General features: G+C 70.0%; 13 protein-coding genes. 4 read left to right on the forward strand and 9 right to left on the reverse strand.

The features are described from left to right. Positions 1-32: 32 nt before the first annotated feature. The 9 genes from MXD61_RS01435 to rpmH all read right to left on the reverse strand — a co-directional run bounded on the left by MXD61_RS01435 (position 33) and on the right by rpmH (position 8,144). On the reverse strand, positions 33-1,022 hold the full coding sequence (locus tag MXD61_RS01435; protein ID WP_248811001.1) for a ParB/RepB/Spo0J family partition protein: 990 nt from the start codon (positions 1,020-1,022) through the stop codon (positions 33-35). Continuing rightward, a complete protein-coding gene (locus tag MXD61_RS01440) occupies positions 1,019-1,948 on the reverse strand; it encodes a ParA family protein (RefSeq protein WP_285223115.1) in 930 nt (309 codons plus the stop codon). Before MXD61_RS01440 ends, MXD61_RS01435 begins: the two co-directional genes overlap by 4 nt. 28 nt (positions 1,949-1,976) lie before the next feature. Next, positions 1,977-2,819, reverse strand: coding sequence for a 16S rRNA (guanine(527)-N(7))-methyltransferase RsmG (gene rsmG / locus MXD61_RS01445; protein ID WP_248811003.1), 843 nt, complete (start codon positions 2,817-2,819; stop codon positions 1,977-1,979). A gap of 307 nt (positions 2,820-3,126) precedes the next feature. Then, a complete protein-coding gene (locus MXD61_RS01450) occupies positions 3,127-5,055 on the reverse strand; it encodes a hypothetical protein (protein ID WP_248811005.1) in 1,929 nt (642 codons plus the stop codon). Next, entirely contained in the window at positions 5,048-5,575 is a 528-nt protein-coding gene (locus MXD61_RS01455; RefSeq protein ID WP_372511919.1) for a protein jag, read from the reverse strand. Before MXD61_RS01455 ends, MXD61_RS01450 begins: the two co-directional genes overlap by 8 nt. A 180-nt stretch (positions 5,576-5,755) precedes the next feature. Beyond that, entirely contained in the window at positions 5,756-7,036 is a 1,281-nt protein-coding gene (yidC, locus tag MXD61_RS01460) for a membrane protein insertase YidC (protein ID WP_248811007.1), read from the reverse strand. 5 nt (positions 7,037-7,041) lie between these two features. Next, positions 7,042-7,599: a membrane protein insertion efficiency factor YidD gene (yidD, locus tag MXD61_RS01465; protein WP_248811009.1), complete on the reverse strand. Its 558-nt coding sequence runs from the start codon at positions 7,597-7,599 to the stop codon at positions 7,042-7,044. Beyond that, positions 7,596-7,976 carry a ribonuclease P protein component gene (rnpA, locus tag MXD61_RS01470; protein ID WP_248811011.1) on the reverse strand — a complete coding sequence of 127 codons (381 nt, stop codon included), beginning with the start codon at positions 7,974-7,976 and terminating at the stop codon, positions 7,596-7,598. Before rnpA ends, yidD begins: the two co-directional genes overlap by 4 nt. 30 nt (positions 7,977-8,006) lie before the next feature. Further along, positions 8,007-8,144 (reverse strand): 50S ribosomal protein L34, encoded by a 138-nt coding sequence (gene rpmH / locus MXD61_RS01475; RefSeq protein WP_163549387.1) that lies wholly within the window; start codon positions 8,142-8,144, stop codon positions 8,007-8,009. 663 nt (positions 8,145-8,807) lie between these two features. Between rpmH and dnaA the strand changes: the two genes are divergently transcribed. The 4 genes from dnaA (at position 8,808) to MXD61_RS01495 (ending at position 14,807) form a co-directional block, all read left to right on the forward strand. Next, positions 8,808-10,583 carry a chromosomal replication initiator protein DnaA gene (dnaA, locus tag MXD61_RS01480; RefSeq protein ID WP_248811013.1) on the forward strand — a complete coding sequence of 592 codons (1,776 nt, stop codon included), beginning with the start codon at positions 8,808-8,810 and terminating at the stop codon, positions 10,581-10,583. Positions 10,584-11,760: 1,177 nt separating this feature from the next. Continuing rightward, entirely contained in the window at positions 11,761-12,942 is a 1,182-nt protein-coding gene (gene dnaN, locus MXD61_RS01485) for a DNA polymerase III subunit beta (RefSeq protein WP_248811016.1), read from the forward strand. A 1-nt stretch (position 12,943) separates the two neighbouring features. Then, complete coding sequence (gene recF, locus MXD61_RS01490; RefSeq protein WP_248811024.1) at positions 12,944-14,110, forward strand: DNA replication/repair protein RecF; 1,167 nt, start codon at positions 12,944-12,946, stop codon at positions 14,108-14,110. Continuing rightward, positions 14,100-14,807: a DUF721 domain-containing protein gene (locus tag MXD61_RS01495; protein ID WP_248811026.1), complete on the forward strand. Its 708-nt coding sequence runs from the start codon at positions 14,100-14,102 to the stop codon at positions 14,805-14,807. The genes recF and MXD61_RS01495 overlap by 11 nt, the downstream gene beginning before the upstream one ends. Positions 14,808-15,000: the final 193 nt, after the last annotated feature.

A 15,000-nucleotide genomic window follows, 5' to 3' on the forward strand; every position in this document is an offset into this window, starting at 1 on the left:
CATCCACCGCGGATGCTGCGGCCGGCCCGCCGCTAGGGACGAGAAAGGTCGTCGGCTCCAGGGGACATCACGGCCACGATGCGCTCGAGGTCCTCGATCGAACCGAACTCGACGGTGATCTTTCCCTTGGACCGGCCCATATCGACCTTCACTCGGGTCTCGAACCGATCAGAAAGCCGATCAGCGAACCGGGCGAGCACAGGCGAGGCCGCCCGAGGCCCACTCGGCGCTCGTTTGCGGGGCGTGTCCTCGCCCAACGCAACGATCTCCTCTACCGACCGGACCGACAGACCTTCCTCCACGATGCGGGTGGCCAGACGATCCTGGGCCTCGGAATCCCGCAATGACAGCAGTGCCCGCGCATGCCCGGCGGACAACACCCCTGCGGCCACGCGTCGTTGCACTGCGGGGGACAGGCCCAGCAGCCGGATGGTGTTCGTGACATGCGACCGGGAGCGGCCCATCCGGGTCGCGAGCTCCTCGTGGGTCGCCCCAAAGTCCTGGAGCAGCTGCTCGTAGGCAGCTGCCTCCTCCAAAGGGTTGAGCTGCTGCCGGTGCAGGTTCTCCAGGAGGGCATCGCGCAACATCGCATCATCGGTCGTGTCCCGCACGATGGCAGGTATCACGGTGAGTTCGGCAAGCTGAGATGCCCGCAGACGCCGTTCACCCATGACAAGCTCGAAGCGCTCCCCAGACGTCGGCCGCACCACGATCGGCTGCAGCAGGCCTACTTCGCGCAGGCTCGCGGCCAGTTCCTCCAACGCCTGCTCGTCGAAGTTCGTCCGCGGTTGACGTGGGTTCGGATCGATGGCATCGACGGACAACTCTCGGAAAGTGGCTCCGTGCACCGGCAAGGGGCCAGTGCCGCCGTCAGTTGGCCGGCCCGAATCATCCCGCCCGCCGTAACCGCCGGAGGAGTAGTCGAGATAATCCTCGCTACCCAGCCGTCCCTCCTCCGACTGCGGCGCCACCGGAATCAGCGCGCCGAGTCCGCGGCCGAGTCCGCTGCGGCGGGCGCTCACCTCGGCACCTCGGTCGGCTGTACCCCTCGCTCCGCCAGCTCCCGGGCAGCTGCCAGGTAGGACAGCGAACCACGCGACGTCGGATCGTAGGTCAGCGCGGACTGGCCATAGCTCGGGGCCTCAGCCAGCCGGACGTTTCGGGGGATGGTCGTGCTCAGTACCCGGTCACCGAAATGCTCCTTGACCTCCTGGACCACCTGATCGGCCAGCCTGGTGCGTGAGTCGTACATGGTGAGCAGAATCGTCGACAGGCGCAGGTCCTGGTTCAGGTGTGCCTGGACGAGTTCCACGTTGCGCAGCAGCATGCCCAGGCCCTCCAGCGCGTAGTACTCGCACTGAATAGGGATGAGGATCTCCCGGGCGGCAACCAGCGCGTTGACCGTCAGCAGCCCGAGAGACGGCGGGCAGTCAATGAAGACGTAGTCGATCTCCCGTTGCAGTCCCGCGATGGCGCGGCGCAGCCGGTTCTCCCGGGCTACCAGCGACACCAGCTCGATCTCCGCGCCCGCGAGGTCGATCGTCGCCGGGGCGCAGTACAGCTCCGGGGCCTCCGCCGAGGGGACGATGACCTCATCCAACGGGCGGTCGCCCAGTAGCACCTCGTAGATCGAGGGCACTCCGGAATGGTGCTCGATGCCGAGCGCCGTCGACGCGTTGCCCTGCGGGTCGAGGTCGATCACGAGGACCCGTACTCCATGCGACGCGAGCGCCGCAGCGAGATTCACCGTGCTCGTCGTCTTCCCCACGCCACCCTTCTGGTTGGCGACCGAGATGATGCGCCGCCGGGTGGGTCGCGGGAATGGTTGTCGTCGTTCTGCCGCCAAGGCTTCCACTGCTGCTGCCGCCGCCGCTCCGATCGGGGTCGACCGGTCCAGGGGATCCAGCGAGGAGAGCGCAGACCCGTGGCTCCGAGCACTCCCGCCCATCGATCCGTCCCGACCGATCAACGCTGTTTCACGTGGAACGAGACTGCCCACGTGTCGGCCGGTCGCGACCGGCCTCTCGTGATCGCCGCGAATCCCGCGCCGTTCGTCTGACCTGTCTGCCATCGTGTCGCTCACCGTCGCCGCGCCCTTTCTTGCTCTCGGCCCGGGCAAGCTCGGCCGCTCGCACGGCACGGAGGACTCGGCTGGGTTCGTCCACCCGGCCCTCCCCGCACACCACGACATCGACTGGATGCCAACCCTGGGTTCCGAGACTGCCGCGCGCGTCCTGCAACTCTGCCAGGATCCTCGAACCGCGCATCGCCAGCATGACACCATCCGGTTGCAGCATCGGCAGGAGGATTGCACCCAAGCGCTCGAGCGGGGCGACCGCGCGCGCGACGACCACCCCGAATCTACGACCGTCCGGGCCGATTCCGGCATCCGGCGCGCGGCCCCGGCGGACCGAAACCTGACTTTCCAGGTCGAGTGCGGCGATCACCTCCTGCAGAAAAAGGCAGCGTCGTTCCATCGGCTCGAGCAGCTCAACCCGCACGTCGGATCGGGCCAGCGCGAGCGGAATGCCTGGTAGACCGGCCCCGCTGCCCACGTCGACGACGTCGGCATCCGCCGGAACCGCCTCAGCGATCACTGCACAGTTGAGGACGTGACGCTGCCAGAGCCGGTCGGTCTCCCGAGGTCCGATCAGTCCACGTTCCACCCCGGCGGTCGCGAGAAGCTCGGTGTAACGGATCGCCTGCGCGAGACGTTCGCCGAAGATCTCCCCCGCGACCGGCGGAACGGGCAACTGAGGTGTCTCCGACGGCGGTGACTGAGGGCTGGATGACCCGGATGTTCGGTCCGCGTCGCTCATCGCACACCTGCCTGGGTACGCCCGACCAGGCCGATGGCCTGCACCAGAGGTCCGTCACCACAGGCCGTGGGCCGGTGGATGAAACCCGGCGGGAGTCCGAACGGACGGTGGCCTGCGGTGGCAACCACGACAGGTACCGAAGACGAAGTCGATGAACCATGCACCCGACCAGCATCCTCGACGGGTCTGGACCTTCGACAACCGCCGTGGTTGAGGATCGATTCGGTCGCCCAGCGAAGCCGGAGCCGCAAGGCCGTGCACCGTGACCACCGCGGCGATCCGGCGCGGGCGGCGAGTCCGTCTCGGGTCAGTGCTGGGAGGGCCGCGCATCCTGGGCAGCGACCGAAACGACGTCCTGGGCGCAGCGGTCGTAGCGGGTCAGGGTGCCGGTGAGGTGGAAGGCCCAGCTCCGGTCGGTGCACCAGCCGGCGCGGGTCAGCGCGGCCAGTTGGCCGGACAGGTCGCGCTGCTCGATGTCGAAGACGAAGACGATCAGGTGCCGTGGCTGGCTCGCCCTGCCGGCGATCTGGGCGGTCAGAGGAGGCGTCGATCCCCCGAAGAAGATTGTTTCGACTCGGGAGATCCGGGGCGGTAGCGCCGACGGGTCGCGCGAACCGTCGGCGCTGGCCTCCATCGCGTACAGCCAGCCGGGGCGGGCGAGGCGCCCACCGACGGCCACCACGTCATCGGGGCCGGCGACCCGGCGGGTGGCGATCGCCGCGTCGACCATGAGATCCAGGCCGCGCATCCGGTCGCGGTGGTCCCACAGCAGCCGGCTGCCGGCAAGAGAGTTCCCGGCGAGGAGCCCGCCGGAGCTGACCAGCCCGACCAAGGCGACGGCGACAAGGGCGACGGCGATCAGCGCGCGACCTCCCGCAGGTGCGCCGGGCCGGGCCGCGGCGCTTGGCGCCAAGGGGCGCGCCGAGCCATCCGGAGCGTGCAAAAGCGGCGAAAACTCAGATAGTGATCGCGAGATTACGATTGACCCGGGGGTCGGGATAGGGTCCACAGCAGATGACCCCTCAGCATCGATCTGAGGGGCCTTGCCAGGGCTTTGCTGCCTTAGGAACAGTACGAGCCATCGCAACACCCGCTCGGCACCCACCAGAACCACAACGATCAGCATGGGGACGACGAACGCGTTGGTCCGTGTAGGGCCGAAGGGCCAGTAACGGCCGGCACTCGCCGCCAACATCATCAGTTCGGTGCCGGCGAGGGCCGCGAGCAGGAGCCGTCCGTCCGGACGGCCGGCGAGGGTCCACCCGCCGATGGCGCCGGTGCCGGCGATGACCAGGCCAAGCAGTAGCGCCACCCACGGGCTGAGGGAGCCCAGGGGCAGCGCGCCGTGGACGAGGCTCGGATCGAAGCGGTCAATGCCCGGCGGGGAGCCGGTCAGAGTGAGGCGGAGCTGGTCTGCGACGAAGCGGATCGCGTCGAGTGGTCCGCGGCCGGCCAGGAACTGTCGGTCCCAGTAGACGCCGTTGCGCTGGCTGGACTGGTGGGCGACGAACACGACTGTGTGCAGACCGGCGAGCACCAGCGCGGGCGAGCACTCGAGCAGCCGCCATCGTCGCCGCGGGCCCCGCCACAGATCGACCGCCGCCAGCGGCACGATCAGAAAGATTCCCGGCACGGCGAACAGGGCGAGCACACCTGCCGCCGCCCGCCGCACAAACCGACCCTTGTCCAGCCCCGGCGACCCCGGCGACGGACGATACGTCCGGCTGGCGCGCTCACCCGCATGATCCGACGGCGAGTCGACCATCCACAGCGCGAGGATGGCAGTGGCTGCCAGCGTCTCCAGGGCGTACGGCTTGAGCTGGGTCGCGAGATCGAGAAAGGTCGAGTTCAGACAGACCCAGCAGGCCGCCGCCACCGCGGCGGTGACACCGGTGAAACGACGGGCCACGATCACGATCACGGCGCCCAACAGTGGGACGGCGACGAAGCCGGGCAGGCGCAGTGCCCAGCTGTGCCAGCCAAAGACGTCCCCGGACAGCCGGGTGAGTCCGAACCAGCCCAGCGCTGACGGGGTGTTCGCGACCGCGAGCTCGGCCCACAGCGACCTGGCCGGCTCGCTGACCACATGGGCCCGCCAGATCTCGTCGTACCAGAACGGCCTGCTCAGGTAGGCCTGTAGCAGGCCGAGCACGCCGACGATGACCGCCGCGACGCCGACCGCGGCCAGCGCCGTCGCCCGCCGGGCGGGGCGCAGCCGCACGGCGGCGTCAGTCAAGCAGGATGACGACCCGCCTGCTCGGTTCCTCACCCTCGGACTCGCTGTGCACACCATCGATCTCGGCGATGACGTCGTGGACGACCTTGCGCTCGAAGGGCGTCATCGGCGCTAGCGTCTCCGGTTTGCCCTGCTCCAGCGCCTGCGCTGCCACCTTGGTGGCGATCTTGCGCAGTTCGATCCGGCGCCTGGCCCGGTGACCGCCGACGTCGAGCATCAGGCGGCTACGGCTACCGGTCCGCTGCAGGACGGCGAGCCGGGTGAGTTCCTGCAACGCCTCGAGTGTCTCCCCGCCCGTCCCGATCAGCTTGTCCAGCCCGTCACCGACCACGGCCACCACTGCCCGGCCGCTCTCGACGTCCAGGTCGAGGTCGCCGTCCATGTCGACGATGTCCAGCAGACCCTCGATGTAGTCCGCGGCGATCTCGCCTTCCTGCTCGAGATCCGCGAGGCGTCGCTTCTGCGGGGAGGCTTCCGCCTCGGAGGCGGTTTGCTCGTCGGTGACCTCGGCTCCATCCACAGCCAGGTCGGGTGCCGAACCGGTCATCAGTGCTTCTCCAGGGGAACGGGGGGCGGCGGAGCCGAGATTACGGGATGCCCCCGCCCGGAGACATCATCGGGGTCGCCGGTGGGGGTCTTCCCGGTGGCCGGCCGACCTTTCCCGGTCACGAATCAACCGTGCGGCCGGACGGAGCGACGGTCAACGGCGCCCGCCGGGCCGTTTGCCTTTGCCACGCTGCTTTTTGGCCGGACGGGATCCACCGACCTGCCGGCGGACACCGGCGGGCACCGACGCGGTGCGGCTGGTGCTGTCCGCTGACGTGCTCGAACCCGCACCCGCACTCGGTTGGCCGGCCGGCTGCGAACCACCGTCCGCTGCCGTGCCCGTGCCGGCGGAACTGGCCGCGCTGGCAGAGCTGGCAGAGCCCGGCGCACCGGAGGCACCGGCTGTCGCCTCGGTCGGTTTCTTCGCCGCACGGGCCGCGCCGCTGCGTGAACGGGTACCGGGAGGGGCTGTGGACGACTTCGCCGCCGCGCTGGTCGTCTCCGCGGACCCCTTGGTCAGGCTGGGTGCCGTGGCGGCCGCGGGCCTGGGCCGGTTCTTCGACTTGGCGCCGGCGCGCACACCGGGTGCGGGCCGGGCCGCAGCGACCGCCGTGCCGTCGGTGGACGGACGAGCCCCGGCCGGACGGCCACTCGCGGACAGCGGCTTGATCGGCGGCATCTTCTTGATGACGAAGAACTGCTGCCCCATGCTCCACAGGTTCGTGGTCAACCAGTAGAGCAGCACGGCGATCGGGAACCGGAAACCGAACACCGCCAGCATGATCGGCGAGCCGTACAGCAGGACCTTCTGGACCAGGGCCTGCTGCGGGTCGACCGGGCCGTTGCGGGCCATGATCTGCCGCTGGGTCATGTAGGTCGTGAGACCCATCAGCACGATCAGGATGACCGCGAGCACCCTGACGTTGGTGGTGTTGATGTGGAGCAGATCCACCAGCTTGGAGTCCGAGTTGAAGGAGCTCGCAAGCGAGATCCCACCGATCTTGGCCGAGGCGATCTGCTCCACCTGGTCCGCGGACAGGCCGACTCGCGGCCGCCACTGCCCGTCGACCGGTGCCAGGTGGGTGAAGACGTGGAACAGCGCGATGAACAGCGGGATCTGCAACACGATCGGCAGACAGCCGAGCAGCGGATTGCCGTGCTCCCGCTGCAGCGCCATGATCTCCTGCTGCATGCGCTGCTTGTCGTGCCCGTACTTCTCCCGGATCTCCTTGATCCGGGGCTGCATCATCTGCATCGTGCGCTGTGACTTCACCTGCTTGACGAACAGCGGGAAGATCAGCAGCCGCACACAGACGACCAGCAGGACGACCGAGAAGGCCCAGGCGAAGAAGTTGTTCTCGCCGAGGATCGGGCCAAAACCCTTGTGGAAGAAGACAATCGCGTTCGCGGCAAGATGGTAAAGGGGGTCCAGCAACGTTCCTACTCCTCACGCCCACGGTCCGCGACCGGAACTGACGATCTCGGCCCGCGTCCCCGCATTCGGCGGGTGTCCACACCCGCGGGACGGCACGCCCGGTTACCGAGCGCACGCACGGGTTCAACCCTCCTGGGGTCGCGAACGAGCCGCGACCTCCCGATGGTTCCCACCGGCCGGTCACCAGGCACCCCGCGCTCGCCGCCGGACTCCTGCGCGGCACCGGGAACCGGGTCGTAACCACCGGCGGACAACGGCTGGCACCGCAGCAGGCGGGCGCAGGCGAGCAGGCCGCCGCGCACTCCACCGTGGCGACGCACGGCCGCGAGCGCGTAGGCGCTGCACGACGGCTCGAAGCGACACATCCCGGCGTTACGCGCCGACCAGGCCGCGCGGTAGAACCGGACGAGCCAGCCAAGCGTCCACGCGAGCGGCCCGCGCACCGCACCGGCGGGTGTTCGGGCCAACCGGGGCAGCCTGCGCTCGACCGGAGTACTGGCCAGCAGCAGATCAGCGGCCATCAGCCCGGCGATCACCATGGCGGCGACCGGCCACGCCGTCACCGGGTATCTCCACCGGTGGCGGGCCGCCGGGGACCGGCCGTGGAGCGTGCGGCCCGGGCGAGCGCGTCGTCCAGCGCCTGACCGAGACGGTCGGAGCTGGCGGTGGCGGCATCGGGAAGGGCGCGCACGACGATCATGCTGCCAGGCGGCAGCGACCGAAGTCGGGTACGCATCTGTTCGCGCAGCCGGCGACGCACCTGGTTGCGCACGACTGCCTTGCCCACCCGACGGCCGACGACGAATCCGGCTCGCGCCGGCTCTCCGCTGGCCGTCCACACGCTGTGGACAACCAGCGGACCGGAGCGTGCCCGTCGGCCCGCGGAGCCGACCAGGGCATGATCGGCCCTGGACCGGACGCGGGAACCCACGGGAAGCATGATCGGTCGCGCTGCGACAGGAACCCGCCGTCAGGCGGAGAGTTCGCTGCGGCCCTTGCGTCGACGCGAGGAGAGGATCGAGCGACCGGCGCGGGTCCGCATCCGCAGACGGAACCCGTGCGTGCGGGCCCGCCGGCGGTTGTTCGGCTGGAAGGTGCGCTTGCTCACGTGAGAACTCCGTCTGCAGGGTGGACGCGGGCGGTGATCTTCGCGGCCGAGGGGCGGACCGCTGCACACGGCCCCCACTCCACACGGCCGCGCTGGCACATCCCACGACAAACGAAGCGGTCTAACACCGCGGTTCGACCTAGCGTACACATGCCCGCGCCCACGCCGGCCCGGTGGCCGCCCCGATCGGCGGGCCATCGCGGCGTCACCCGGGGTCGGGCGGTGTCCGGACCGGCGCACATTCGTCGCCACACCGACGGCCCCGACACGGCGGGTGAGCCCGCACCTTACGATCCAGAGACGACAGGACACTCGTCGGCGTGCGCCAGACCACACCAGCTCGGTTCGTGCTGGTCGTCTCCGGCGGCGAGCCGGGCATCCTGACCTGTGGAAACGCCTGTGGAGAGGGCGAACGCCAGCACAGCGCGGCGCCGCGGCCGAGGGCCGGCCCGCAGCGCCGGGACCCACCCGATGCCGGCAGCCGGCGCCACGCCGGGTGCCCCACCGCGGCCATGCACAGGTTGTGGACGACGATGTGGAGAACCATCGGGATGAAGCCGCTCGGTCACCACCGGACCAGGACCACAGTCGCCGGCCCGACCAACCCACCCACACGTGGGACCGTATCGCCCGCAACCGTACCGAACTGCCCGAGGAGCCCCCGTGTCCAACTCCCGCGCCGACTCCGTCGCCGGTCTGCCGTTCGGGGACGAGCCGGCGGGTGACCCGGATCTGGCCGCGGTCTGGCGCCAGGCGGTCTCCGGCGTCGCGGACGGCACGCTGTCCGCCCAGCAGCGGGCCTGGCTGCGCCTCACCCGCCCGCTCGGCCTCGTGCAGGACACGGCTCTGCTCGCCGCTCCGAACGAGTTCACCAAGGAGCTGCTCGACTCCCGGCTGCGCCCGTTCCTGTCCACAGCCCTGTCCACAGCCTATGGACGTGACATCAGGGTCGCGGTCACGGTCGAGCACCTGCCCGATCCGGAACCGATGAGCGGACCGATCCGGATCGTGCGCCCCGGCGGGGCTGGCGCCGCCGACCCGTCGGTGAGTCCCGGCGGGATCGCAGCGAGCGACTCGTTCCCGGCCTCCGGTGGCCACCAGGGCCCTGGCGCTGGTGGCGCGAGAGGCAGCACACCGGTCAACGGCGAGCTGCCCTTCCCCGAGGCGGCCGGCGCCGATCCGCTGCCGGCGGACGCCCGCGGGGCCGACGCCCACAGCACGGGCTATTTCGGCACGGACGCCCGCGGCACCGGTTTTCCCGGCACGGACTCCCGCGGCACGGACTCCCGCGGTACGGACTCCCGCGGTACCGATGGGCGGGCCGAGAGCATGCCCGCGATGCGCGTGGGTGCGGGCCTTGGCCGAGAGGCTCCCTCGCCCGCCACGGAGGCCGAGCCGGTCCAGGCCCGACTCAACCCACGCTACATTTTCGAGACGTTCGTCATCGGTGACAGCAATCGTTTTCCCCATGCCGCCGCGGTCGCCGTCGCCGAGGCACCGGCCAAGGCCTACAATCCGCTTTTCATCTATGGTGACTCCGGCCTCGGAAAGACACACCTGCTGCACGCGATCGGCCATTATGCCCTGAAGCTGTACCCGAACACCCGAGTAAAGTACGTGAGCTCGGAGGAGTTCACCAACGACTTCATCAACTCGATTCGGGACGACCGTCAGCAGGCATTCCAGCGCCGCTACCGTGACGTCGACGTTCTCCTCGTCGACGACATCCAGTTCCTGGAGAACAAGGAGCGGACGCAGGAGGAGTTCTTCCACACCTTCAACGTCCTGCACGACGGCGAGAAGCAGATCGTCATCAGCTCCGACCGTTCCCCCAAGCAGCTCTCCGCCCTCGAGGACCGGCTGCGCAGCCGTTTCGAGTGGGGCCTGATGACCGACATCACCCCGCCCGACCTCGAGACCCGCATCGCGATCCTGTCGAAAAAGGCTGCCACCGAACGCCTTCCCGTGCCGCCGGACGTCCTCGAGTACATCGCCACCCACATCGAGCGCAACATCCGCGAGCTCGAGGGCGCCCTGATCCGGGTCGCGGCGTTCGCCAGCCTGAACAAGTCCCAGGTCGACCGCACCCTCGCGGAGATCGTTCTGCGTGACCTGATCCCTGACGCCGGCAACCCCGACATCACCGCCGTCGAAATCATGAACGCGACGGCCGCCTATTTCGGTGTCTCCATGGACGACCTGTGCGGCACCTCCCGCAGCCGTGTCCTGGTCACCGCCCGGCAGATCGCCATGTACCTGTGCCGCGAGCTCACCGACCTCTCCCTACCCAAGATCGGTCAGCATTTCGGTGGCCGTGACCACACCACGGTGATGCACGCCGATCGCAAGATCCGCGGCCTTATGGCCGAGCGACGGGCCATCTACAACCAGGTCACCGAGCTGACCAACCGTATCCGTCTGCAGGCCCGCCAGCCCTGATCCGCTCGCCGGCCATGCGGGTTCCACCCGCCGGCCAGCTCTGATTCCAGCCACCAGTCCGCCCTGGTTCTCCCGCGGGCCTGTGCTGAATTCCGCCCGCGGTTCCCGCCCTGATTCCACCTACGGGTCCCCTGGGGTGTTCCAGGTCGACGGCGGCAGGGCCCCTGTCGGCTGCCCGCATGTCTGACGGGCTCGCAGCCCTGCGGTGGCTGATGCGGCTTTCAGTTCCATGGCCGGCCCCGAGCCAGGTTCCGCCACACGAGTCTCCGTCGAGGGAACGCGCCCGATCGGAGAAACAGGGCAGCGGGTCCCACGACGAGTGGCTGGATCTCCCGCGGGCCGACGTCGGGCTCGATCGTGAGAAGAGGATCGGCTGCCGATGGGCGGGCGGCGTCCTCGCCTGCCACCGGCCCACGGCCAAGCCCGCTCCAGGGATCACCCGACACAGACGGGGGATGAGGACGGGAGCCGGCTGGCGAGAGGTGGCTGGCGAGAGGTGGCTGTGGTCCGGCGGTGGGCGCCTCGCGGTGATGGCTTGGCGTGGGCCCGGCGTGGGCCCGGTGTGGGCCGGTCGGCCCGATGGATGCGGTGGGAACACGGCGTGGTCCACCCACAGCTTGTGGAAAAAGTTGTGGATAGTAAGCGATTAAATCGGTGGAAGCGGCCGTGGACAGACTGTGGATAACTCGGGGATCCAGTGTGGAGGGACAGTGTGGTCCCTGTGGACGCGATCCCGGCCTGTGGATATCTCCTGCGCCGATCCACAGCGGCCCCCACAGGTTTTGCACCGGCCTACAGGGGCTCTGACCTGCGAAAACTCGAGTTATCCCCAGTTTCCACACCCCCTACTACGACGGCTCTTAAGATCTCCAATTTAAAAATCAAGAACTGCAAGTACTAGGGGATGTGGAAAACTCGTTTCAAGATCGCGAATCTGGAACGATCATGATCGGATCGTTGGACGATCAAGCTTCTTCTGATCAGGAAGCAAAAGCGCGATCAGGCGGCCGGGGGGAGGTCGGCCGTCCGCCGCCGCGGGCTCCTGCCAGCGCCTGGGGCTGGGACCAGCCGCCCGTCGGTGGCGCCTGGCACTCTGGGATGCTGATCGGTGTTCCCAACGGAACGACTCCGAACGCCGGTGAGAACGAGCCGGTGGGAACGACAGGAGGGGCTAACCATGAAGTTCCGGGTGGAACGGGACGAATTCACCGAGGCGGTCGCCTGGACCGCCCGCACGCTGCCGAGCCGGCCGACCACCCAGCTGCAGGTGCTGTCGGGACTCCTGCTCGACGCCACCGGCCCGCTGCTCAAGGTCGCGGCCTACGACTACGAGGTCGCCGCCCAGAGCACGGTGCACGCCACCGTCGAGGACGAGGGCCGCGGCCTCGTCAACGGCAAGCTGCTGGCCGAGATCACCCGAGCCCTCCCCGCCGCTCCGGTCGACCTGTCCGTCGATGGCACCAGGCTCGTCCTGACCTGTGGGAACGCCCGGTTCGCGCTGCCGATGCTCCCGGTGGACGACTACCCGACGCTGCCGGCGATGCCCCCGGTCACCGGGCACATCGAGGGCTCCGCCTTCGCCGCGGCCGTCGCGCAGGTGGCGATCGCCGCCGGCCGTGACGACACCCTCCCGGTCCTGACCGGTGTGCGGATCGAGATCGAGGGCGACTCCCTCACCCTGGCCGCGACCGACCGCTACCGCCTCGCCGTGCGCACGCTGAAGTGGCGTCCCGCCGGCGAGGCCAGCGAGTTCGCCGGCGCCCCGGCCACGGTCGCGCTGGTGCCGGCCCGCACCCTGCTGGACACGGCCAAGTCGCTGTCCGGGTCGGGTGTCGAGGTGTCCATCGCGCTGGGCGCCGGGCCGTCCGGGGAGACGCTGGCCGGCTTCGCGGGTTCGACCCGGCAGACCACCACCCGGCTGCTCGAAGGTCAGTTCCCGCCGTTTCGCAAGCTGCTGCCGGACAGTTCACCGCTGATCGCCCAGCTGGAGATCGCCTCGTTGCAGGAGGCCGTCCGACGGGTGGCGCTGGTCGCGGCGAAGACGGCACCGGTGCAGCTGTCGTTCTCCCCGGATCACCTGGTGCTCGAGGCCGGCACCGGCGGTGAGGCGCAGGCCACCGAGACACTGCCGGTCAGCTATGACGGTCCGGAGCTCTCCGTCGCGTTCAACCCGTCGTACCTGCTGGACGCGCTGGGCGCCCTGGAGTCCGATGTGGTGCGGATCGGCTTCGCCAGCGCCGACGATCCCACCGTCGCGGCGAGCAAGCCGGCGATCCTCACGGGCAAGCTGGCCGCCGACGACAACGGCGAACTGCCCGACTACCGGTACCTGCTGATGCCGATCCGGTTGAACGGATGACGTGCATCTCACCCATCTGTCCCTCGTCGATTTCCGGTCGTACCCGTCCCTGGAGCTGACGCTGGGTCCCGGGGTTGTCACGTTCGTGGGCAGCAACGGCCAGGGCAAGACGAACCTGCTCGAGGCGATCGGCTATGTCGCGACGCTGGCCAGCCATCGGGTGTCCGCCGATGCCGCCCTGGTGCGTGACGGTGCGTCACGGGCGGTGGTGCGGGCGCGGATCGTGCGCGGCGACCGGGCGGCGCTGGTCGAGCTGGAGATCGTTCCAGGACGGGCGAACCGGGCAAGGCTGAACCGGGCACCGGTGTCCCGGGCGCGCGACGTGCTGGGCCTGCTGTGCACGGTCCTGTTCGCACCCGAGGATCTCGCGCTGGTCAAGGGTGACCCGGCTGGACGGCGGCAGTTCCTCGACGAACTGCTGGTCGCCCGCACACCGCGGCTGGCCGCGGTGCTCGCCGACTACGACCGGGTGGTCCGGCAACGTTCGACGCTGCTGCGCACGGCCGGCGCGGCCCGACGTTCCGGCGGTCGGGGTGACCTGCGCACCCTGGACGTCTGGGACGGCTACCTGGCCACGCACGGCGCCGAGGTGCTCGCCGCCCGGCTGGCGCTGGTCGAGGCGCTGCGGCCTGCGGTGGCCACCGCCTACCGGTCGGTCGCCGGCGCCGAGGTCCCGATCGCGTTGGAGTACACCAGTTCCATCGACTACCGCGCCGCCCTCTCACCCGGCGATGACGCGTCCACGGTCGGTTCCGCCGGTGGCGACCGGGCTCGGCTGGCGCAGGCCATCCACGAGGCTCTGGGCGCGGCCCGCTCCCGGGAGATCGAGCGCGGGATGACCCTGGTCGGACCGCACCGCGACGATCTGGCGCTGTCGATCAATGACCGGCCCGCCCGCGGCTACGCGAGCCATGGTGAGTCGTGGTCGCTGGCGTTGGCGCTGCGGCTCGCCTCGTTCGAACTGCTGCGAGCCGATGACCGCGAACCGGTCCTGCTGCTCGACGACGTCTTCGCCGAGCTGGACGCCCGACGCCGGGCCCGGCTCGCCGAACTGGTCGCCCCCGCCGAACAGGTGCTGGTGACGGCCGCGGTGGCGGAGGACGTGCCCGTCGAACTGGCCGGTACCCGCTACACGGTTCTGGACGCGCAGGTGCGCCATGCCGGCTGACCCGCCCGAGGTGTCCGAGGTGTCCCCGGCGGCGGCCGCGGCGGCCGCCGCGCGCGGGGCGGATCTCGCCCGGCAGGTGCTCGCCCAGGCGAAGCAGGACGCGCGGGATCGAGCCCGGGGCCGACGTCCGACGCCGGACCCGAACCGGTCCGGAGCCGGCGGCGGCCAGGCGGGCCAGGACCGTGACGCGGCCGGCGGCGTCACGGGCGCGGCGTTGCCCGGCGGCTCGGGAGGCCGTTTCCAGGGCGGCGGCGGTGTCGGTGGGCGGCGTCGAGCGGACGACGACGGCCAGCCGCCCCGGCTGGCGCAGCTGCCGGGGATCGCTCGGCCGGGGCGGCAGTGGCGGGAGCCGTTGGCGTTCGGGTCCGCGATCGGCCGGCTGCTCGCCTCGCGTGGCTGGCGGGAGCAGGCGGCGGACGCGAGTGTGCTCAGCCGCTGGGACGTCATCGTGGGGCCGGACATCGCCGAACGCTGCACCCCGGTGTCCCTGCGTGATGGCCAGTTGGAGCTGGTCGCCGAGTCGACGGCCTGGGCCACCCAGATGCGGATGCTGGCGCCGCAGATCCTCGCGATCCTGCACCGTGAGCTCGGCCCTCGGGTCGTCCAACGGATCACGGTGCGTGGGCCGACGGCGCCGTCCTGGCGTCACGGGTCGATCCGGACCGGCGGGCGTGGTCCCCGGGACACCTACGGTTGATCTCGTCCAGTCGCTCGTCGATCGGGCGTCGGCTGGCCTCGTGACGGCGTGGAAGGCCGAACGACGTCGGTCGGGTAGGGGAGTTCACCATCCCCTTGCTCGGGGCGCTGCGCCGGCGTCAGGGGTCACCCTGCGTCCGCCATAGCGGGTCGCGAGGTAGACTGGTGGATACTTCCGCCCAGAACGAGGGGAC

The organism is Frankia sp. AgPm24, from assembly GCF_023243055.1.
GTDB classification, from domain to species: Bacteria; Actinomycetota; Actinomycetes; order Frankiales; family Frankiaceae; genus Frankia; species Frankia umida.

Coding starts and splice junctions, on each gene's coding strand:
- rnpA (WP_248811011.1), bottom strand. CDS start 7,976: ATGCTTCCCGTGGGTTCCCGCGTCCGGTCCAGGGCCGATCATGCCCTG.
- dnaN (WP_248811016.1), top strand. CDS start 11,761: ATGAAGTTCCGGGTGGAACGGGACGAATTCACCGAGGCGGTCGCCTGG.
- MXD61_RS01495 (WP_248811026.1), top strand. CDS start 14,100: ATGCCGGCTGACCCGCCCGAGGTGTCCGAGGTGTCCCCGGCGGCGGCC.
- MXD61_RS01440 (WP_285223115.1), bottom strand. CDS start 1,948: ATGGGCGGGAGTGCTCGGAGCCACGGGTCTGCGCTCTCCTCGCTGGAT.
- rsmG (WP_248811003.1), bottom strand. CDS start 2,819: ATGAGCGACGCGGACCGAACATCCGGGTCATCCAGCCCTCAGTCACCG.